Origin of the sequence: Paraburkholderia guartelaensis (genome assembly GCF_004353905.1) — a bacterium.
Taxonomy (GTDB): domain Bacteria; phylum Pseudomonadota; class Gammaproteobacteria; order Burkholderiales; family Burkholderiaceae; genus Paraburkholderia; species Paraburkholderia guartelaensis.
Map to the genome: position 1 here is coordinate 75,617 of NZ_SMOD01000021.1, position 18,647 is coordinate 94,263.

Consider the following 18,647-nt stretch of genomic DNA (forward strand, 5'->3'; position numbering starts at 1 on the left):
GAAATCACGATTTCAAAAATGAAATCGGCGCGCGATAATGCGACATCGGGCTGACGGCCGGCTTTCGGCTGCTCCGGCCCTCGACGTCATGACCGTATCGTTGGACATCATGAACCGCTTTCCCGCTCCCGCTTCCTCCGCCATGCGCCCGCGTGTGTGGGCCATGGGCATCAGCCGCCTGCGCGATCTGTTTCGCGACATTGCCCGCGAATACGACGAACTCGCGGACCTGCGCGTGGTGCCGCGCGGCTTCGAGGAGGCGGTGGCCGAAATCGCCGCTGCGGGGCCCAACCAGCGGCCCGATGTGGTGGTGGCGGCGGGCTCGAACGGCACCTATCTGAAAGCGCGTATCGACCTGCCCGTGGTGCTCGTGCAGCCCACCGGCTTCGACGTGATGCAGGCGCTCGCCCGCGCGCGGCGCGAGGCCGATCTCGTCGCGCTCGTCACCTACGGCGAGACGCCCGTGGAGGTGAGGCGCTTTGCGAGCGCCTATGGCATCGACGTGGTGTTCGGCCAGTACCGCACGGTCCAGGACGCCGAGGCCTGCGTGCTCGACCTGCGCGACCGCGGCGTGGGCGCGGTCGTGGGGCCGGGCCTCGTCAACGATCTCGCGGCCCGGCTCGGGCTCGTGCCGTTTTTCGTCTACTCGCGGCCTTCGGTGCGCGCGGCTTTCGACAATGCGCTGGATCTCGTGCAAGCCACCTGGCGCGAAACGCAGCGCCGCCAGCGCCTCGACAGCGTGCTGCAACATCTGCGCGATGGCGTGGTCGCGCTCGACGCACGCGGCCGCGTGGAGGCCATCAATCAGCGCCTCGCCGCCGTGCTCGGCATCGATCCGGCGGCGGCCGCGGGCCAGTCGCTCGCGGCACTCGCGCCCGACATCGCGTTCGCGCTGCCCGAGGCCGACGGCGAATCGCTCGAGACGGTGCGCGGCGTGAGCTATGTCGTGCACCGCGGTCCGCTCGTCGACAACGGCGTGACGACGGGCGCTGTGCTCACGTTCCAGGAGTCGCGCGCGGTGGAACGGCTCGACCGCACGCTGCGCTCGCGTCAGCGCACGCAGCAGTTCGTCGCGCGCTACCGGCTGGACGACCTGAGCGGCGCGACGCCTGGCATCGAGCGCGTGCGTCAGCTCGCGCGGCGCTATGCGAAGTCGGACGCCACCGTGCTGATCCGCGGCGAAAGCGGCACCGGAAAGGAGATGATCGCGCAGGGCATTCATCGCGAAAGCCCGCGGCGCGACTTTCCGTTCGTCGCCATGAATTGCGGCGCGTTTCCCGAGGCGCTGCTGGAGAGCGAACTGTTCGGCTACGAGGAGGGCGCATTCACGGGGGCGCGGCGCGGCGGCAAGGTGGGGCTCATCGAGGCCGCGCACCGCGGCACGCTGTTTCTCGATGAAATCGGCGAGATGCCGCTGCCGTTGCAGAGCCGCCTGCTGCGCGTGCTGCAGGAGCGCGAGGTGGTGCGCCTCGGCGCCACGGAGCCCACGCGCGTGGACGTGCGTGTGGTTGCCGCCACGCACCGCGCACTCACCGAGCAGATCGAAGCGGGCGAGTTTCGCGCGGATCTCTTCTATCGCCTCAATATTCTCAATCTCGCCATTCCGCCGTTGCGCGAGCGCGGCGCCGATATCGCGCTGCTGGCGGCAGAGCTGTTGTTCCAGGCCTCGCGCCGCGAGCCGCGCGTGGCCGTGCGCATCCGCACGCCCGAAGATGCGGCGCGCACGCTCGCACTGGTCAGCGGCGCGCTCGCGCGGCACGCATGGCCCGGCAACGTGCGCGAGCTGCAGAACGTGGTCGAGCGGATGGTGGTGGAGCTGGCCGATTCGGAAGAGGACGTGCTGACGCCGGACGTGCTGCGCTCCATCGCACCGGAGGTGTTCGAGTCGCGCCGCGCTGCGAGTGGCGCCGCAGCGACGGCAGGTGAAGGCGCGCTCACCTTGCGCGAGCGCAGCCTCAACACCGAAGCCGATGAAATCCGTGCCGCGCTCGACGCCTGCAACGGCGATCGCGACCGTGCGTGCGAGATGCTCGGCATCAGCAAGACGACGCTGTGGCGGCGTCTTTCCGCCGCAAAGGGCAAGCGCGGCGGCGCGGTAGGTGAGGGAACCGTGGCCACGCCTCGTAAGACGCCGCGAGCCTGAATCGCGCCTAGTTCTTAAGGGCGTTGAGCAGCGGCGCCACCGTCCCGTGCAAGTGCAGGATTTCGGGGCTCGCCTGCAACAACGCCTGATATCGCTCGTAGAACTCCGCCGATTCCTCGCCGGAAAAGAGCGCGGCCACACCCTGCGCCGCACCGATGCGATCGTCGGGAGTTGCGTCCTTGGCGTCGAGCGTTTCGTCGACGTTGGCGATCACCGTCGAGAGCGGCATGAGCCAGCGAAACCCCGAGCCGTTGATGAGCACCTGCAGGAAGGCCGCCGGCGTGACCGGTCCGAACTCGCGTTCGTAGTCCCTGCGCTCGTGGTCGAGAATCGCCTTGTGCAGCGTGAGCAGGGGCTTGCGCACGGTCGAGAGGAATTCAATCGCGCTTTGTTCGTTCATCGTGCGGCTCCTTGGGTAGCGCGAACGGTTCGCGCGGATATGCGGACGATGTTAGCGCAATGGCCGGCCGCACGCGGGTAAGCGGTAGCTGGGCGCTGCGGCGCTACACTCTGCCGGACCGCGAAACCGCGATGCCCACGCCGACCACCCCGAGAACGCTTCGATGACGATGACGATCCTGCCACTGCACCGCGACGACCTGCCGCTCGACACCGCCGAGCTGGCGCGCTTCATGGTCGGCAAATATATCGTGCGCGACATGGCGCGCGGGCGCATGGTGGGGCGGCTCGTCGAAGTCGAAGCGTATCCCGTGGGCGACTCCACGAGCTACGCCTACATCGGACGTCGTCCCTATAACGCCGCGATGTTCCTCGAGCGCGGTCATGCCCATGTGCGGCTGACCTACGGTAGCGCCTGGATGTTCAACATGTCGAGCGAAGCCGTGGATGTGGGCGCGGGCATCCTGTTTCGCGCGCTGGAGCCGCTCGAAGGCATCGGCGCGATGGAGGCCCTGCGCCCCGGTGTCCCGCTGCGCGATCTCGCGCGTGGGCCGGGTCGTCTCTCACAGGCGTTCGGCATTGCGGCGCCCTTTGACGGCGTGGACCTGTGTCGCGGACACGGACTCTGGATCGGCCGCGTGGACGAACCCGAGCGGCCCGTGGGCGTGACGACGCGCATCGGGCTCTCGCGGGAGATGGACCGGCCGCTGCGTTTCTACGAACTGGGCAGCCGGTTCGTGAGCGGCCCGCGCAAGCTGCTGGACGGCAGCGTCGCCCCGGTGTGACTGGCTCGAGCGCTTCGGCGGAATCCGCGGGAAGTGCCGCGCTGCAAGGCGCTCGCGGGGCATCCCATGCGCGCGGCATTGTTGCTTTGGTTGAAAGTGTATTTTCCCAAATTAAGGGTTTCCCCTGGTCTCTTGTCTCAATAAACTGAAATCACTGGTTCGGCGGTGCAAGCAGACACCGCCGCCGGCATAAAACAAGTGATGGAGGTAATGATCATGAAGTCCCGTACCCTGATTCAAGCTGCATTCGTCGCCGCCCTCGTCGCCGCTCCGGCCCTTTCGTTTGCCCAGGTGCAAGGCAACGGCCCGGTGACGCGCGCCGAAGTGAAGTCCGAATTGATCCAGCTCGAGAAGGCCGGCTACAACCCGGCTACCGCTAACGACGCCACGTACCCGAGCGACATCCAGGCTGCCGAAGCCCGCGTGAGCCAGCAGCAAGGCCTGGCGCAAGCGCCGGCAGCCGAAACGAGCGGCTATGGCCCCTCGACTTCGGGTTCGGCGCAGTCGGGCCAGCCGGCCACGGTGCGCCCGTCGCAGTCGGTGTACTTCGGCAACTAAGCCGGGAAGTGAGCGGGCAGTTGAGCGAATAACCGGGCGGGGCGCGCCGTCGCAGGGCGCCAATGCCCGGTGAAAGCGAACGCCACGAACGGCAGTCGCCCGGACTCCGGCGCAAGCGACATCGATCGGTCATCGGCTGGCCGTTCCCGCGCAGCCCGGTGCCGGGGCGCTCGGCAGTGCCCCCACCCAGCAAAGCTCCCAACCGATACCGGCGAAGGCGGACATCGTTCCGCCTTTGTCGCACGCCGCCCGCGCAAACCATCGCGCGATTTTTCATGCGTGGAACCTCCGCCGCCGAAAGGTGGCTTCGCCCAACCCCGTCGGGATTGGGCGTTTTTTCGCGTCTGGCGGTTTGGAGAGGCCGGCGCCTTACGTCGCGCCAGGCCCGCCGGTGATGTAGTGCTCGAGCTGCTCGATCGTGAACTTCTGCTCGGCGATGATTTCCTTCACCAGGTCGCCGATCGACACCATCCCCACGAGCTTGCCGCCGTCCATGACGGGCAGGTGGCGCATGCGCCGCTCGGTCATCAGCGCCATGCAGTCGAAGGTGGTCTGCTCCGGTTGGACGAAGCGCACGTGCGTGCTCATGATGTCGCGTACGGCGGTCGTTTTCGAAGATCGGTCCATCAGCACGACCTTGCGCGCGTAGTCACGCTCCGTGACGATGCCGGCGATCGCCGGACCGTCGGTCACGAGCAGCGCGCCGATCTGCTTATCGGCCATCAGGCGGATTGCGTTGTAGACGGAATCGGAGGCTTCGATCGTGTACACCACCTGTTCCGGCTTCGATTTGAGTACCTGTGCAACGCTTGTCATAGGGCGACCCCTCTTCGTCCTTCTGGTTGTCCAGTCATTGCGCGGTGCGGCAAGCCGGGTGTATTGCCCGTCAAGCCATTGGAAAGCCATTTCAGTATAGGCGGCTGGCGTGCCGTGCGTCGTCGGGGTATGCGCGGGGTCGCACCATTTATGCCGGGGGCATGCGGCGCGCCTCCTACGGGGCTGCGCGGCGGGGCGGAGCAAATGGCGGTAAACTCCGGTTCCGAACCTCAACCCGGCCCCTTGCCGGTTTTTGCCAGTTTTTGCTCGAGAATCATGCCTACGCTTCCTGAGTCGTCCTGTGCGGACGGCGACAACGCCAACGAATGCGTCGTGCTTGACGCGACCGCCACGCTGCCGACCCGCTACGGCACGTTCGAGTCCTATGTCTACCGGGTGAAGGACGGCGGCGCCGAGCATCTCGCGCTCGTCATGGGCGACGTGGGCAGCGGCGAGCCCACGCTGACGCGCCTTCACTCCGAGTGCCTGACCGGTGATGTGTTCGGCTCCTACCGCTGCGACTGCGGCGAGCAGCTCGACCTCGCGCTGCGCTACATCGCGGCCGAAGGCCGTGGCGTGCTGCTCTATCTGCGTGGCCACGAAGGGCGGGGCATCGGCCTGTCGAACAAGATTCGCGCGTACCAGTTGCAGCAGCAGGGCCGCGACACCGTCGAGGCGAACCTCGATCTCGGTCTGCCCGATGACGCGCGCGAATACGATTCGGCGGCGGCGATCCTGCGCCTGCTGAAAGTGTCCTCGGTGAAGCTCATGAGCAACAATCCGAAGAAGTTCGACACGCTCAGGCAGCACGGTCTCCCGGTGATCGAGCGCGTGGCGCTGGCGATCCCGATGCGCGAAGAGAACGAACGTTATATCCGCACCAAGCAGGTCAAGTTCGGGCATTACTTCGAGGAAAACGAATAACTCCCCAGCCAGCGCCGTAGCGAGGGCCGGGCACGGTAATTGCGCAGCGGAAAAACAAATTAGCTGGAACAGGGAGAAACGATGTCCAAGCGCCTCAACACGCGCCTGCGCGCGCTCGCACCTGCGCTCGCCAGCGCGTGCCTCGCGACCGGTCTTGTGCTCGCGTCGTCCGACGCCAGCGCGCAAACCGCGGCCTACACGAGCGAACCGGTGGATCTGTACGCGGGGCCTTCAGGCGACTATCCCGTCGTTGCCGAACTGGGACCTGGCCAGCCCGTCACCGTGATGGGCTGCGTGGGCGACTATTCGTGGTGTGACGTCTCGGTGCCCGGTCTGCGTGGCTGGGTTTACGGCGGTTATCTCAGTTATCCGTATCAGGGCAGCTACGTGCCGCTCACCAACTATGGCGCGGCGCTCGGCCTGCCGATCGTGACGTTCTCGCTCGGTGCTTACTGGGGCAGTTTCTATCGCGACCGGCCGTGGTACGGCGAACAGCAGCGATGGGAGCACGTGCCGCCGCCTGAACGCGGCCACCCGCCGGCAGCGCCGGCATGGCATGGTGCGCCGGGTCGTCCGCCCGCCGTGCGGCAGCCTGGCGGTGGCGAGCGCCCGCCGGCGCCCAACGAGCCGATGCACGGCGCACCGCCGCCCGGGGCGCAACGCCCGCCGGGCAACCCTGAAGCGCCGCGTGCGCCGGCCTACATGCCGCCGCAGGGCCAGGTACGGCCGCCCGCCAATGCAGAACCGCCTCGCGCGCCGGGCAACGTAGAGCAGCCGGGCACAATGCGTCCCCACGAGGCGGGGCATCCGCCCGAGCAGCAGCAGTTCGGCGGCCGGCCGCCAGCTGGCGCGCCCGCGCAGGGCTACGCTCGTCCGCCTGCACCCCAGCCGCAGGGCGGCATGCGGCCGCCCGGGCCCGCACCTCAGCAGCCGCAGGGGCGGCCGGCCCCGCCGCCTCAGGGTGGTCAGGGCGGTCATGCTCCCAGCCAGGGTGGCGAACGGGGCAACGACCGGCAACCCGAGCACTAACGCATACAGCGTCACTTTTCTGCAGCGGCGGGACCTCCACGGCGAGCATCCCGCCGCTGCTGTCTGCCGGTCATGAATTAGGATTGCCAATCAATTAAGGCGCTTGACGGTTATGCGCCGCGTTACGCTGGCTCGCTGGAGCGAGCGCCCAAGGCATGCCATCCGCCTGGTTTATTACCGCTTATCGGCCGCCCTGACAGATTTAACAATCCCTGACAGTAAATTCGTAGCGCCCAGGTGAGAATACGTCGACGCGGCAAGTGCAAGCACAGCCGCGTGCCGCCAGCGCCACGCGAGCTTCGCGCGTGCGCCGCTGGCAACGGATATCTGCTACGGGGGCTGGCTCGCTCGGGGGACTTGGCGACGTGGTCAGCAAGAGGAAGTCAGAGCGAACCCGAGTTCGCCGGATAACGCTGGGAAAACCAGTGCTTTGAGGTGGACGTGGCGATGGCGGCACGTGCCTCGTCGTGCAGGGAGGCGGCTGCGGCCCGCTGACAGCGTCGGGCGGTGACGCTGGCAGCGGGGCTCGCGCCGCGTACGACGATGACTGCGCTGGCGGTCCGACTCCGGGGGCGGAATCCGGAGACCACGCAGTGCGTAGCACGCGGCCGTCGCCACATTTTTTCCGCACTTCTGAACGCATTCTTTTCGCCGCTTCGCGCATTGCGAGCGGCTCGACGCTGTTGCGTCCGCGGATCAACACCTGGCCGCTTCACTTCTGCCGTTCTGCCTGCTTGTCTTCACGGGGGCTACATGTTTTTCCGATCCGGCCGTATGCGTTTTCCACCGGGCTCGCGCGTGGACGGCCCCGACGGTGGCCGCGAGTTCGACCGCATCGAGCTCGACCTCGCGCGCGACCGTCATGCGCGCGCCGCGATGGAGGCCTACGCCGATTCTTGCGCGGCCGAACTTCCCTGGCTCAGCGAAGCACTGCACCTTTCGCGCTTCGTCGCGGCCGAGCGCCTGACACAGTGTTCGTCTACGGTGCTACGTGTGTTCGTCATGGCGCAGTCGCGGGCGGCCGCGCAGCCCGACTATGCGCACGCGGCATGGGAGCACGTGCGCTCCCATCTGACCGCGCTGCTCTCGGGATTGCCGTCGCCCGCGGGCGAGGCGGCCAAACCCGGTTCGAACGAAGGTAAATTCGACTACCATGAGTGATTAACATGAGAGCGATCTGTTCACCGAAGTCGAGCGCGGCCTCGCGCTCCTATTTTTTTCGAGACGCGGCGAAAGTTGCGGGCTTTGGCGCACGGCGGGTCCCGCGTGCCGACAGATCCAGAGTGGTTGGCCCGCGACCCGGCGCCGGTTCGCGAGCCAGACCTCGCCAGACGATGCTTCCGGCCGCAGCGCGGTGCGGCCGGCAGGCAGTCCATCCTGAGACGATGAATAACAAACCTGGTTGCGGGGTGCTATGAGAATTGCGGTACTGGATGACGATGCGGCGCAGACGGAGTTCGTCTGCCAGGCCTTGAGCGCGGCGGGCCACGCCTGCCACGCGTTCGCCAAGGGCGGCGAACTCGTCAGGCAGCTTCGGCGGCAGACGTTCGATCTGCTCGTGCTCGACTGGAACGTGCCCGACATGGCGGGCGACGAAGTGCTGCACTGGGTGCGGCAGAGCCTCTCCACGCGCCTGCCGGTGCTCTTCATGACGAGCCGCAGCCGCGAGGTCGACATCGCGCAAATGCTCAACGCCGGCGCCGACGACTACGTCGTCAAGCCCGTCTCTGCGCCGGTGCTGAGCGCCCGCGTCAACTCGCTGCTGCGCCGCGCGTATCAGCTGCACGCGCCCGCGCTCAAGGAAACCTTCGGCGAGTACGAGTTCGACCTGAAGTCGCGCCAGGCTTCGGTGAGCGGCCGCAGCGTCGCGCTCACGCAGAAGGAGTTCGATCTCGCGCTGCTGCTGTTTCAGCATCTGAGCCGTCCGCTGTCGCGCGCGCACATTCTCGACGTGATCTGGAAGCAGTCCGACGACATTCCGTCGCGCACGATGGATACGCACGTCTCCATGCTGCGCTCGAAGCTCGGCCTGCGTCCCGAGAACGGCTATCGCCTCACGCCGATCTACGGCTACGGTTACCGGCTCGAGCGTATCGAGGGGGACAACGCGTGAGGGGCATGCGTGCGGTGCGCGCCTCTGCGGCGCCGTTCTTTGCCTTCGCGATCGCTTTCTCTTCACTTCCCCGCGGCGCCGAGGCGCGCGAGAACGCTCCGCACGCTCCGGCGCAGCCGCCCGAGATGACCACCTACGTCACGCGCTCCGGCGACTCGCTCTACGACATCGCCACGCGTTACCTGCGCAATCCCGCCGACTGGAAGAAGCTCGCGAGCCTCAATCACGTGAGCGAGCCGCACCACCTTCGGCCGGGCACGACGCTGCGTGTGCCGGTCGCGCTGCTGCGCCAGGATGGCCTGAGCGCGAAGGTGATCGCCGCGAACGGTCCCGTGCAGCATGCGTTCCGCTCCGGGCAGCTCCTGCCGCTCACGGTCGGCTCGACCCTCGTTGAAGGCGACCGGGTGCAGACCGGCCACAACGGCTTCGCCACGCTCGAACTGGCCGATGGCTCGCATATCGCGCTGCCGCCCGATACCTCGCTCGACCTTGCCACGCTGCGTCAAACGGCGCTCACGGGCGCGACCGACCGCATCGTCGATCTCCATCGCGGCGAGGTGAGCAGCGAAGTCACGCATGCCACGAAGAAGGACGATCGCTTCCAGATCCGCTCGCCTTCCGTCGTGGCCGGCGTGCGTGGCACGCAGTTTCGCGTGAGCTACGACGGCGATAGAGCCGCAACGGCGGTCGAAGTGCTGGACGGCGCAGTGGGCGTAGACGCCGACGCGCAGGGCCGTAAGCGCCCCGGCGCTCACGCACAGCCACCGGCGCCGGGCACGCCGCTTTCCGCCTCGGAGCAACTCGTCGCCGCGCACCACGGCAATCTCACGCTGGCGGGCCAGCCGGCGGGCGCGCCCGTCACGCTGCTCGACGCGCCCGAACTGCTGCATCCATCCAAAGTGCAGGACGACGAAGATGTCGTCTTCGAAATCGCGCCCTCGGCGGGTGCGAGCGCCTGGCGCGTCCAGGTCGGCCGCGACGCGGGCCTGCTCGACATGATTCGCGACACGCGCAGCGCCGAGCCGCGCGTGTCGTTTGCCAACCTCGAAGACGGCACCTACTTCGTACGCATCTCAGCCATCGACGCCCGCGGTCTCGAAGGCATGCCGGCGTCGTATGCGTTCGAGCGCCGGCGCGTCGCGCTCGGCACGAGCGCCGGCCCCATCGAAGGCTCGCGCGACTTCGCGTTCCGCTGGTTTATCGACCGCAACGCGCAAAACACGCGCTTTCGCTTCGTGCTCGGCACGACGTCCGATCTGCGCGCGCCGCTCATCGACCGTACCGACATCACGACGGGCGACGCGGTCGTGCGTGATCTGCCGAAGGGCGTCTACTACTGGACGGTGATCGCCGAGCAGTTCGACAACGGCCACTATTACCAGAAGGCCAGCCCAGTCCAGTCGTTCAGGCTCGACTGGTGACTCGGCCGGACGAGGTGGAGCCCCGCATGAGCGTGAGCCCGCCCGCACGCCTCGGTCGCTCCGTCGGGCGACGCTTCCTGTTCGAATGGGCCGGAGTGGGCTGCGCGGGCGTGGCCGTGGTCGTGCTCTGCGTGCTCTGGCGGCTCACGAGCGGCGCGGACCATCTGGTCTATGACCGCCTGCTCTCCGCGCGCGCGTTGCCGGTGTCGCCCGATATCGTGCTCGTGGAGATCGACAATGCGAGCGTCGCCGCGCTCGGGCGCTGGCCCTGGCCGCGCGAGTTGCATGCGCGGCTCGTCGATCAACTCGCGAAAGCGGGCGCGGCGGCTGTCGTCTACGATGTGCTGTTCACCGAATCGTCGCCCGACGACGCGCACTTTGCGCAGGCGCTGCGCGCGCGCCCGGCGTTCCTCCCCATCCTGCTCACACCCGCCGACGACACCGGTCACCGCGAGGCCGTGCGCCCGGTCGCGCCGCTCGCGCAGGCGGTCGCCGGCATGGGCCATATCAACCTCGAAGTCGATAGCGACGGCATCGTGCGCAGCGTCGCGCTCTTCGAAGGCGACGCCCAGCAGCGCTGGCCGCAGTTGATGGTGCCGCTCTGGCGCGCGGTGCGCGACGGCGCCGTGAAGCTCGCGCATGGCACGCCCGCCGCCGCGCAGCGCGATGACGTGCTGCATGCGGGGGCGCCCGGCACCGAGTCGCGTTTCCTGATTCCGTTCGGCGCGAATTCGCTGACCTACCACAAGGTCTCGTTCGCCGACGTGCTCGATGGCCGCGTGCCGCCCGAGCAGTTGCGCGGGCGCGTGGCGATCGTCGGCGTCACGGCCTCGGGGCTCTACGACCGCTTCGCCACGCCGCTCTCGGGTACCCTCGGGCCGCTGCCCGGCGTGTACATCCACGCCATCGTGCTCGACACGCTGCTCAACGGCAGCGCCATCCAGCCCGCGCCGCCGATCATGCTCGTGCTTGCCTCGCTCGTGCCGCTCGTGGTGCTGCTGGCGGGCTTCCTCGTGCTCTCGCCGCTGCGCACGCTGCTGCTGCTGGCGTTCCTGATCGCCGCGTCGCTCGGGGCTAGCGCAGGCATGCTGCACGCGCGCCTCTGGCTCACGCCCGTGCCCGCGATCGTCGCGCTGCTCATCGTCTATCCGGTGTGGGGCTGGCGCCGCCTCGAAATGACGATGGCTTACCTGCGCAAGGAACTGCGCCAGCTTGCCGACGAACCCTACCTGCTGCCCGAAGCGCCCACGCCGCGCCGCGAATTCGCCGGCGACGCGCTCGCCCAGCAAATGGCGCTAATGGCGCAGGCTGCGCAGCGGCTGCAGGACATGCGGCGCTTCGTGTGGGACAGCCTCGATTCCGTGCCGGAGCCGCTTCTCGTGGCCGATCTGCGCGGAGTCGTGCTGATCGCGAATCATGCTTCGCGTGCGTATCTCGAGCGCCTGAAGGTGAGCGCCGCGGAAGGGCGCCGGATGCAGGACGTGTTCGGCGACCTCGCGCTCGTCAAGCCGATCGACCCGGCGCCCGACGCGATGGCGTTCGCGCACGCGCATTGGCCCGCGCCGCTCGACCCGGCGCGCGACGAGTTCGCGGAGCTGATGGAGCGCGGCGTGGAAGTGCGCGCGCGCGACGGCAGCGACTACCTGCTGCGCTACGCGCGCTGCACGAACGCGCAGGGGCAGGCGGTGGGCTGGATCGCGGGTCTCGTCGACGTGACAGAGCTGCACGACGCCGAACGCCAGCGTGAGGACGCACTGCGCCTGCTATCGCACGACATGCGCTCGCCGCAGGCGTCGATCGTCGCGCTCGTCGAGACGGAGCGCGAGCGCGGCACGCTCGGCTCCGAGCCCGTGCGCGGCGTGATGGAGCGGATCGAGCGCTACGCGCGCCGCTCGCTCAAGCTCGCCGACGACTTCGTGCAGCTCGCGCGCGCCGAGTCGCAGGTGTATGCGCTCGAGCCCACGAGCCTCGCGGAGCTGGTGATCGACGCGAGCGACGAAGTCTGGCCGCAGGCGCACGCGAAGCGCATCCAGATCGACACCGTGTTCGAAGACGAGCAGATGGGCTGGATCAACGCCGACCGCTCGCTCATGACACGCGCGCTCGTGAACGTGCTGAACAACGCGGTGAAGTACAGTCCTGCGGATACGCGCATCGTCTGCACCGTCGCGCTGGACAACCACACGCCGCCGCGCGTGGTCTGCTCGATTCGCGATCAGGGCTACGGCATCGCGCACGAAGATCAGGCGAGGCTCTTCCAGCCGTTCCAGCGCTTTCATGCGGAACAGCGGCCCGAGGTGAGCGGCGCGGGGCTCGGCATGGCGTTCGTGAAAACAGTCGTGACGCGTCACGGCGGCGACGTCCAGCTGCAAAGCGGACCAGGCAAGGGCACCGTCCTGACGATGTCGCTGCCCGCATTCGACGCGCCGGTTTGAGCCGCACGGGAAGTGTCGCGCCGGGCCGTTCCAGCCGCGCATGAATAACCCGAATGCCGCTGGCCGCATGCCGGCGGCAACCCGATGGAGTGTTTCGTGAAAACCTTGCTGTCGATCTGTCTCCTGCCGATGCTCGTCGCCCTCGCCGGATGTGCGGGCGTGACGACCGACGTCGCGGCCACGGGCGCGCTGCCCGCTGCGGCTGCGGGAAGCCAACCCGCGACCTACCGTTTTGCGCCGACGCCCGCCCAGGCCGATGCGGGCGAGATCCTCCCGTACCAGGCGTTGCTGAGCGACGGTCTCGCGCAGCGCGGCTTCAAGGCAGGCGCGCCCGAGGCGGCGCGCTTTCTTGTCTCGGTGGCGTGGGACACGCATCCCGCCGAGGTGAAAGTCGTGGACAGCGGCTGCGGCGCCGGCTGCGCGCCGGCCGAGGGGCTGTCGTTGCCGTGGTTCGGGCGGCCCTACGTGCATACACTGACGCTGCGTTTTTTCGCGTTGCCCGATGGTAACGAGGTCTACAAAGTAAGCGCCGTGAAGCGCGACCGCAACGCCGACGCCCGCGAGGCCGTGCCCTACCTCGTGGCGGGCGCACTGGCGCGGCTGCCGTACGCGGGCGCGCCGCAATGGCGCGTCAAGTTGAAGAGTCCGGCCAACGCCGGCACGGCGGATCAAGCGCCGGGCATGCCGGAAGTGCTCTCCGTCTCGCCCGTCAATCCGCAGTAGTTCAGGGCAACTTTTCCCAGGCCGCGCCGAACGCGATGGCGCTATGCTGACTCCAGAATCTGGCGCAACGGTTGCGCGCAGACATTACGGGAGTCGCTCATGTTCGATCACATTGGATTGCGCGTGCAGGATCTCGCACGCAGCGTGCGTTTTTACGAGGCGCTGCTTGCGCCGCTAGGCGTCGTGGTGTGCATGAGCGACGACACCTACGCAGGGCTCGGCCAGCCGGGCGAGCCCAAACTCTGGCTGCACGCCGTATCCGCCGACGCCGCGCTGGCGCCACGCGGCGTGCATGTGGCATTCGCGGCGGCGAACCGCGCGGCCGTCAAAGGGTTCTATGAAGCGGGCCTGCGCGCAGGCGCGAAAGACAATGGCGAACCCGGCGTGCGTGCCGACTACAGCCCCGACTATTACGCAGCATTCCTGATCGATCCCGACGGCAACAACGTCGAGGCCGTCTGCTACGCGCCCGAAGCGTGATCGGGTGTCAGGTGCCGGGTGCTGTATCCGGCGCCGCTTCGGGCACGCTGGCTGCCTCATCCTGCGGCCAGCGGTTTTCGAACACGCATTCGCCAAGCGGCTTGCGTTCGGCCCACTTCTCCATTTCGAGCATCGGTTGCGGGTAGAACGCGTCGACCTGACCCACGCAGAGTATCGCCACCGGTTTGGCGCCGGGCGGCATGGCCAGCAGGGCGCGCACCTCGTCGACGTCGAAGATCGACACCCAGCCCATGCCGAGCCCTTCGGCGCGCGCCGCGAGCCACATGTTCTGGATCGCGCACGCCACCGAGGCGAGGTCCATCTCAGGCAGCGTGCGCCGGCCGAAGACGTGGGCCTCGCGCCGGTCCATCAGGGCGACCACCAGCACCTCGGCGCAATCGCGCATGCCTTCGACCTTGAGCTTCATGAACTCGTCGCGGCGTTTGCCCAGCGCGTCGGCGGTCGCGACGCGTTCGCGCTCGACCGTCGCGTGCAGCTGCTCGCGCAACGAATGGTCCGTGATGCGCACAATCCGCCACGGCTGCATGAAGCCCACGCTCGGCGCGTGATGCGCGGCGTCGAGCAGGCGCGCGAGCGTCGCGGGATCGATCGGGCCCGGCGCGAAGTGCCGCATGTCGCGGCGCTCGTAAATCGCACGGTAGACCGCCGCGCGTTCGGCTTCGTCAAAGGGCTGTGCCATGGAAGAGTGCGGCCGCGAAAGCCGGGTTGGAGGGCCAGTAAGCGTGCATATAGGTGGCCGTGATCGAGCCGTGCCGGTACAGCGCCTCGCCGGGCGCGCCAGTTTGTACGTGGCGCGCCGTCAGCGCGGGCGCAAGCGGCGTGGTGACGCGCGAATAGTGAAACGTGTGGCCGCGCAGCGTGCCATGCGCGCCGTCGAGCTGCTGCATGCCGAGCGCCGCGAAGCGCCTTTGCATGACTGCCTCGCCGGGCAGCAGGCCGAGCATCGGCGTGCGCGTGCCTCCCACGTCGGTCAGTGTATCGAGCAGATAGAGCATGCCCCCGCATTCGGCGACGAGCGGCTTTCCCGCGGATACATGTGCGCGCAACGAATTCGCGCTCTGCCTATTTTGCGCGAGCGTCGAAGCGTGCAGCTCGGGATAGCCGCCTGGCAGAAAGATCGCGTCGGCGCTGGCGGGCGCGGGCTCGTTTGCGAGCGGCGAGAAGTAACTCACACTCGCGCCCAGCGTTTCGAGCAACGCAATGTTCGCCGGATAGAGAAAGGAGAACGCGGCGTCGCGCGCAATGGCGATATGACGGCCTTCGAGCCCGCGTTCAATCGCTTCGTCATGCGAAGGATTGGTGAATTCCACCGCAGGCGGCAATTCGGCGAGCGCGGTTTGCGCGAGCGCGTCGGCGGCGCGTTCGATGCGCGCGTCGAGGTCGTCGATTTCCGCGGCCTGATGCAGGCCGAGATGGCGATCGGGCAACTCCATCGCCGCCTCGCTCGGGACGTGCCCGAGCCAGCGCACGTCGGCGGGCAATGCCTCCTGCAGCATCTGCGCGTGGCGCGGCGAGCCCACGCGGTTCGCCAGCACGCCGTGAAACGGCACTTCCGGCCGAAAACGCGCGAGACCAAACGCGATCGCGCCGAAGGTCTGCGCCATCGACTTCGCGCTGACGATGGCGGCCACCGGCACGCCAAACTCAGTCGCGAGATCGGCGCTGCTCGGCGTGCCGTCGAACAGGCCCATCACGCCTTCGATGAGGATCAGGTCGGCTTCGCGCGCGGCCTGCGCGAGCAGGGCGCGGCACGCTTCTTTACCCACCATCCACAAGTCGAGCGAGAGTACGGGCGCGCCGCTCGCGCGTGCGAGGATCATGGGGTCGAGAAAATCCGGCCCCGTCTTGAAGACGCGCACGCGTCGGCCCGCGCGCCGGTGCAGGCGCGCGAGGCCGGCCGTGAGCGTGGTCTTGCCCTGGCCCGAAGCGGGCGCGCTGATGAAGAGCGCGGGGCAGGCAACCGTTGCGCTCATGCGCTTAAAACTCCACGCCCTTTTGCGCCTTCACGCCTTGCTCGCGATACGGATGCTTCACGAGGCGCATTTCGGTGACGAGGTCGGCGGCTTCGATCAGGGCGTCGGGCGCGTGGCGGCCCGTCACGACCACGTGCACGTGCGGCGCGCGCGACGCAATCACGCCGAGCACTTCGTCGAGCGGCAGGTACTCGTATTTGAGCACCGTGTTGAGTTCGTCGAGGATCACCATGGCGTAGTCGCCGCTTTCGATCATGCGCTTCGCTTCGTCCCAACCCTTGCGGGCGGTGGCGATGTCGCCGTCGCGATTCTGCGTGTTCCAGGTGTAGCCGTCGCCCATCGTCACGAAATCGCAGTGCGCAACGCTGCCGAGAAAATCGCGTTCGGCCGTGTGCAGCGCGCCCTTGATGAACTGCACGACGCCGAGCTTCATGCCGTGGCCGAGCATGCGCACCGCCATGCCGAACGCGGCCGTGCTCTTGCCCTTGCCGTTGCCGGTGTTGACGATCAGCAGGCCCTTTTCATGCGTCGCGGCGGCCTGCTTCTTCTCGTGGCCCTCGCGGCGGCGTTGCGTCATGCGTTGGTGCGATTCGGGATCGGTTTTCATCATCGGGACTGGGTTGGTTGCGGCGCTTTCGCGTCCGCGTTTGCGTGATTTGGCAGAAAGCCTGCGATTGCGACTGTCACACCGTCGAGCGCCAGCTTGCCGCGCACGAGCGGGGCGCCGCCCGCCGCAAGACGCGCGCAGGGCTCGCACACGCCGTCCACGCCGAATTGCGCTTGCGCGGCGGCGGAGGGCGGCGCAATGGTGGGCGTCGCGGCGAGTTGCTCGCGCGTGTACGTGTGCAACGGCAGCGCATGGGCTGTGCAGAACGCTTGCAATGCGGGTTCGCCGGATTTGGCGTCGATCGTTGCCACAGCCGTTACGCTGTCGAGCGGCCATGCGCCGAGCGCAGCGCGCACAGCGGCCTCGACCTGATCGAGCGTCACGCCGCGCCGGCAGCCGATGCCGAGCGCAAGCGGCGGCACGCGCTGCGTGGGTTCCAGCGTGGCTTCGAATGAGGCTGCGCGCGAGGCGCTTTTTTCGGCAAGATTCACGGCAAGAGCGTCGATCGAAGGCGTGACCGCAGAGGCAAAACGAGCAAAGCGTGTCGCGTTCCGGCCGGCGCCGGATGCGCGCTACGATAGCACACGCTTTTGCGGCTTCCCACGCCTTCCTTGACGCGCAGGCCCCCCGCGCCTACACTCGCACGCACTCTGGTGCTCGCGCGCGCGATCCATAATGCGCGCGCAGTTAAACGGGAATCAGGGAGCCATCCCGCCTCGGGCATGGCCAACCTGAACTGCACCCGCAACGGTACAACGAGCGCGGCGTTCGCACGAATGCCGCAAACCGCTTCCATGCTTTACGCAGTTCACGCCACTGTGCAAGCCGGCCGCAAGGCCGCTCGCGCGGGAAGGCGAAGCGGTGTTTCGTCAGTCCGGATACCGGCCAGATACGTGGGATTCGCGCTGCGGGGATGCGGCGCCGGGTCCGTGATTTTCATGCGTCAGCCGGGCGAGGCCTGGGTGCGTTTCTGGCCGTTCGTCCCCTGCAGGTTGTTGAATCGTTGCGCGTGACAGCGTCTCCATGGATACGTGTGAGCGCAACACGACACCCGCACGAACGGCAAGCGCGACGCACTATGCCCCTCGATACGGCCTGGCGCCGAAGGAGCACTTCATGCAAATGCGCAAGATTCCGGTCACGATCGTGACGGGCTTTCTCGGCAGCGGTAAAACCACGCTGCTGCGTCACATTCTTCAGCACGCGGGCGGCCTGCGCGTCGCGGTCATCGTCAACGAATTCGGCGAACTCGGCATCGACGGCGAAATTCTGCGTGGCTGCGGTATCGGCTGCGACGAGAACGGCAACGAAACGGGAGGCCAGCTCTACGAGCTCGCGAACGGCTGCCTCTGCTGCACCGTGCAGGAAGAGTTTTTCCCCGTGATGGAGAAACTGCTCGAACGCCGCGGCGATGTCGATCACGTGCTGATCGAAACCTCGGGTCTCGCGCTGCCCAAGCCGCTCGTGCAGGCTTTCAACTGGCCGTCGATCCGCAACGCGTTCACCGTCGATGCGGTCGTGACCGTGGTGGACGGCCCCGCCGCCGCGAGCGGCCAGTTCGCCGAAAATCCGCAGGCCGTGGACGCGCAGCGCCGCGCCGATCCGAATCTCGATCACGAATCGCCGCTGCACGAGCTGTTCGAAGACCAGCTTTCGGCCGCCGACCTCGTCATTCTCAACAAGACCGATCTGCTGGACGTTGCGGGCCAGGAAGCGCTCATCGCCGAACTGCGCGAAGAGCTGCCGTCGCAAGTGAAGATCGTGCGCGCGCAGCACGGCAAGCTCGATCTGCATACGCTGCTCGGGCTCGAGGCGGCCTCGGAGGAGAGCATTCATCTGCGGCACGACCATCACGGTTCCGCCGACGATCCCGATCATCACCATGACGAGTTCGATTCGGTCGTGGTGTCAGGCGCTGCCGCTTCGCGCGAGACCGTGATCGAGGCGCTGCAACAACTCGTCGATGCGCACACGATCTATCGCGTGAAGGGCTTTGCCGCGTTGCCGGGCGCGCCCATGCGCCTCGTGATTCAAGGCGTGGGCCGCCGCTTCGACAGCTATTTCGATCGCCGCTGGAACGCGCAGGAAAGCGCGGCGCAGCCGCTGGCGAGCCGCTTCGTGCTGATCGGCGAAGACCTCGACGGCGCGACGCTGCAAGCGGCCTTCGATACCGCATTGGCGAACGTGCAGACCGCGGGCGCGAAGTGAACGCGCTGAGCT

The 18,647-nt window shown here is 67.6% G+C and carries 18 protein-coding genes and 1 riboswitch; of the genes, 12 read left to right on the forward strand and 6 right to left on the reverse strand.

Annotated features, from left to right (window positions below):
* Positions 1–88 precede the first annotated feature (88 nt).
* Entirely contained in the window at positions 89–2,143 is a 2,055-nt protein-coding gene (gene prpR / locus E1N52_RS25430; RefSeq protein WP_246089215.1) for a propionate catabolism operon regulatory protein PrpR, read from the forward strand.
* Positions 2,144–2,150: 7 nt separating this feature from the next.
* Here the strand turns inward: prpR and E1N52_RS25435 are convergent, their stop codons facing one another.
* Positions 2,151–2,543 (reverse strand): thioredoxin domain-containing protein, encoded by a 393-nt coding sequence (locus E1N52_RS25435; protein WP_133185564.1) that lies wholly within the window; start codon positions 2,541–2,543, stop codon positions 2,151–2,153.
* A gap of 163 nt (positions 2,544–2,706) precedes the next feature.
* Here E1N52_RS25435 and E1N52_RS25440 point away from each other — a divergent pair, with 163 nt between their 5' ends.
* Both E1N52_RS25440 and E1N52_RS25445 read left to right on the forward strand, forming a co-directional pair.
* Positions 2,707–3,327: a DNA-3-methyladenine glycosylase gene (locus tag E1N52_RS25440; RefSeq protein WP_133185566.1), complete on the forward strand. Its 621-nt coding sequence runs from the start codon at positions 2,707–2,709 to the stop codon at positions 3,325–3,327.
* 216 nt (positions 3,328–3,543) lie between these two features.
* Complete coding sequence (locus E1N52_RS25445; RefSeq protein WP_028205576.1) at positions 3,544–3,885, forward strand: DUF4148 domain-containing protein; 342 nt, start codon at positions 3,544–3,546, stop codon at positions 3,883–3,885.
* Positions 3,886–4,254: 369 nt separating this feature from the next.
* Here E1N52_RS25445 and E1N52_RS25450 read toward each other — a convergent pair whose 3' ends face one another.
* Positions 4,255–4,701 carry a CBS domain-containing protein gene (locus tag E1N52_RS25450; RefSeq protein ID WP_133185568.1) on the reverse strand — a complete coding sequence of 149 codons (447 nt, stop codon included), beginning with the start codon at positions 4,699–4,701 and terminating at the stop codon, positions 4,255–4,257.
* A gap of 276 nt (positions 4,702–4,977) precedes the next feature.
* Here E1N52_RS25450 and ribA point away from each other — a divergent pair, with 276 nt between their 5' ends.
* The 8 genes from ribA to E1N52_RS25490 all read left to right on the forward strand — a co-directional run bounded on the left by ribA (position 4,978) and on the right by E1N52_RS25490 (position 13,826).
* On the forward strand, positions 4,978–5,625 hold the full coding sequence (gene ribA / locus E1N52_RS25455) for a GTP cyclohydrolase II (protein ID WP_035513597.1): 648 nt from the start codon (positions 4,978–4,980) through the stop codon (positions 5,623–5,625).
* Between the two features lie 81 nt (positions 5,626–5,706).
* Positions 5,707–6,654, forward strand: a complete 948-nt coding sequence (locus tag E1N52_RS25460; RefSeq protein ID WP_133185570.1) for an SH3 domain-containing protein — start codon at positions 5,707–5,709, stop codon at positions 6,652–6,654.
* Positions 6,655–7,428: 774 nt separating this feature from the next.
* Positions 7,429–7,815 (forward strand): peptidase, encoded by a 387-nt coding sequence (locus tag E1N52_RS25465; RefSeq protein ID WP_246089216.1) that lies wholly within the window; start codon positions 7,429–7,431, stop codon positions 7,813–7,815.
* A gap of 253 nt (positions 7,816–8,068) precedes the next feature.
* Positions 8,069–8,767 carry a response regulator transcription factor gene (locus E1N52_RS25470; RefSeq protein WP_133185573.1) on the forward strand — a complete coding sequence of 233 codons (699 nt, stop codon included), beginning with the start codon at positions 8,069–8,071 and terminating at the stop codon, positions 8,765–8,767.
* A 125-nt stretch (positions 8,768–8,892) separates the two neighbouring features.
* The gene (locus E1N52_RS25475; protein WP_246089217.1) at positions 8,893–10,188 is read left to right on the forward strand and encodes a FecR family protein; all 1,296 of its coding nucleotides are present in this window, start codon (positions 8,893–8,895) and stop codon (positions 10,186–10,188) included.
* A 26-nt stretch (positions 10,189–10,214) separates the two neighbouring features.
* Complete coding sequence (locus tag E1N52_RS25480) at positions 10,215–12,623, forward strand: CHASE2 domain-containing protein (RefSeq protein WP_133185575.1); 2,409 nt, start codon at positions 10,215–10,217, stop codon at positions 12,621–12,623.
* A 96-nt stretch (positions 12,624–12,719) separates the two neighbouring features.
* Positions 12,720–13,346 (forward strand): DUF4136 domain-containing protein, encoded by a 627-nt coding sequence (locus tag E1N52_RS25485; RefSeq protein ID WP_165979444.1) that lies wholly within the window; start codon positions 12,720–12,722, stop codon positions 13,344–13,346.
* Positions 13,347–13,445: 99 nt separating this feature from the next.
* Positions 13,446–13,826, forward strand: coding sequence for a VOC family protein (locus tag E1N52_RS25490; protein WP_133185579.1), 381 nt, complete (start codon positions 13,446–13,448; stop codon positions 13,824–13,826).
* Between the two features lie 7 nt (positions 13,827–13,833).
* Here the strand turns inward: E1N52_RS25490 and bluB are convergent, their stop codons facing one another.
* From bluB to E1N52_RS25510, 4 genes are read right to left on the reverse strand one after another with little or no spacing between them, the layout of a single operon-like run.
* Positions 13,834–14,526: a 5,6-dimethylbenzimidazole synthase gene (gene bluB, locus E1N52_RS25495; protein ID WP_133185581.1), complete on the reverse strand. Its 693-nt coding sequence runs from the start codon at positions 14,524–14,526 to the stop codon at positions 13,834–13,836.
* Positions 14,510–15,820 carry a cobyrinic acid a,c-diamide synthase CobB gene (locus E1N52_RS25500; protein WP_133185583.1) on the reverse strand — a complete coding sequence of 437 codons (1,311 nt, stop codon included), beginning with the start codon at positions 15,818–15,820 and terminating at the stop codon, positions 14,510–14,512. The genes bluB and E1N52_RS25500 overlap by 17 nt, the downstream gene beginning before the upstream one ends.
* A 4-nt stretch (positions 15,821–15,824) precedes the next feature.
* A complete protein-coding gene (gene cobO / locus E1N52_RS25505) occupies positions 15,825–16,427 on the reverse strand; it encodes a cob(I)yrinic acid a,c-diamide adenosyltransferase (RefSeq protein WP_133185648.1) in 603 nt (200 codons plus the stop codon).
* Positions 16,427–16,918, reverse strand: a complete 492-nt coding sequence (locus E1N52_RS25510; protein WP_246089218.1) for a cobalamin biosynthesis protein — start codon at positions 16,916–16,918, stop codon at positions 16,427–16,429. The genes cobO and E1N52_RS25510 overlap by 1 nt, the downstream gene beginning before the upstream one ends.
* A gap of 143 nt (positions 16,919–17,061) precedes the next feature.
* A riboswitch (cobalamin riboswitch) is annotated at positions 17,062–17,330 on the forward strand.
* A 213-nt stretch (positions 17,331–17,543) separates the two neighbouring features.
* On the opposite strand from E1N52_RS25510, the gene cobW reads away from it, so the two are divergent.
* A complete protein-coding gene (gene cobW, locus E1N52_RS25515) occupies positions 17,544–18,635 on the forward strand; it encodes a cobalamin biosynthesis protein CobW (RefSeq protein WP_133185585.1) in 1,092 nt (363 codons plus the stop codon).
* Positions 18,636–18,647 lie beyond the last annotated feature (12 nt).

Bases quoted from the DNA above. Each gene is read 5' to 3' on its own strand.
- prpR (WP_246089215.1), top strand. From the start codon at position 89: ATGACCGTATCGTTGGACATCATGAACCGCTTTCCCGCTCCCGCTTCC.
- E1N52_RS25435 (WP_133185564.1), bottom strand. From the start codon at position 2,543: ATGAACGAACAAAGCGCGATTGAATTCCTCTCGACCGTGCGCAAGCCC.
- E1N52_RS25440 (WP_133185566.1), top strand. From the start codon at position 2,707: ATGACGATGACGATCCTGCCACTGCACCGCGACGACCTGCCGCTCGAC.
- E1N52_RS25445 (WP_028205576.1), top strand. From the start codon at position 3,544: ATGAAGTCCCGTACCCTGATTCAAGCTGCATTCGTCGCCGCCCTCGTC.
- E1N52_RS25450 (WP_133185568.1), bottom strand. From the start codon at position 4,701: ATGACAAGCGTTGCACAGGTACTCAAATCGAAGCCGGAACAGGTGGTG.
- ribA (WP_035513597.1), top strand. From the start codon at position 4,978: ATGCCTACGCTTCCTGAGTCGTCCTGTGCGGACGGCGACAACGCCAAC.
- E1N52_RS25460 (WP_133185570.1), top strand. From the start codon at position 5,707: ATGTCCAAGCGCCTCAACACGCGCCTGCGCGCGCTCGCACCTGCGCTC.
- E1N52_RS25465 (WP_246089216.1), top strand. From the start codon at position 7,429: ATGCGTTTTCCACCGGGCTCGCGCGTGGACGGCCCCGACGGTGGCCGC.
- E1N52_RS25470 (WP_133185573.1), top strand. From the start codon at position 8,069: ATGAGAATTGCGGTACTGGATGACGATGCGGCGCAGACGGAGTTCGTC.
- E1N52_RS25475 (WP_246089217.1), top strand. From the start codon at position 8,893: ATGACCACCTACGTCACGCGCTCCGGCGACTCGCTCTACGACATCGCC.
- E1N52_RS25480 (WP_133185575.1), top strand. From the start codon at position 10,215: ATGAGCGTGAGCCCGCCCGCACGCCTCGGTCGCTCCGTCGGGCGACGC.
- E1N52_RS25490 (WP_133185579.1), top strand. From the start codon at position 13,446: ATGTTCGATCACATTGGATTGCGCGTGCAGGATCTCGCACGCAGCGTG.
- bluB (WP_133185581.1), bottom strand. From the start codon at position 14,526: ATGGCACAGCCCTTTGACGAAGCCGAACGCGCGGCGGTCTACCGTGCG.
- E1N52_RS25500 (WP_133185583.1), bottom strand. From the start codon at position 15,820: ATGAGCGCAACGGTTGCCTGCCCCGCGCTCTTCATCAGCGCGCCCGCT.
- cobO (WP_133185648.1), bottom strand. From the start codon at position 16,427: ATGAAAACCGATCCCGAATCGCACCAACGCATGACGCAACGCCGCCGC.
- cobW (WP_133185585.1), top strand. From the start codon at position 17,544: ATGCAAATGCGCAAGATTCCGGTCACGATCGTGACGGGCTTTCTCGGC.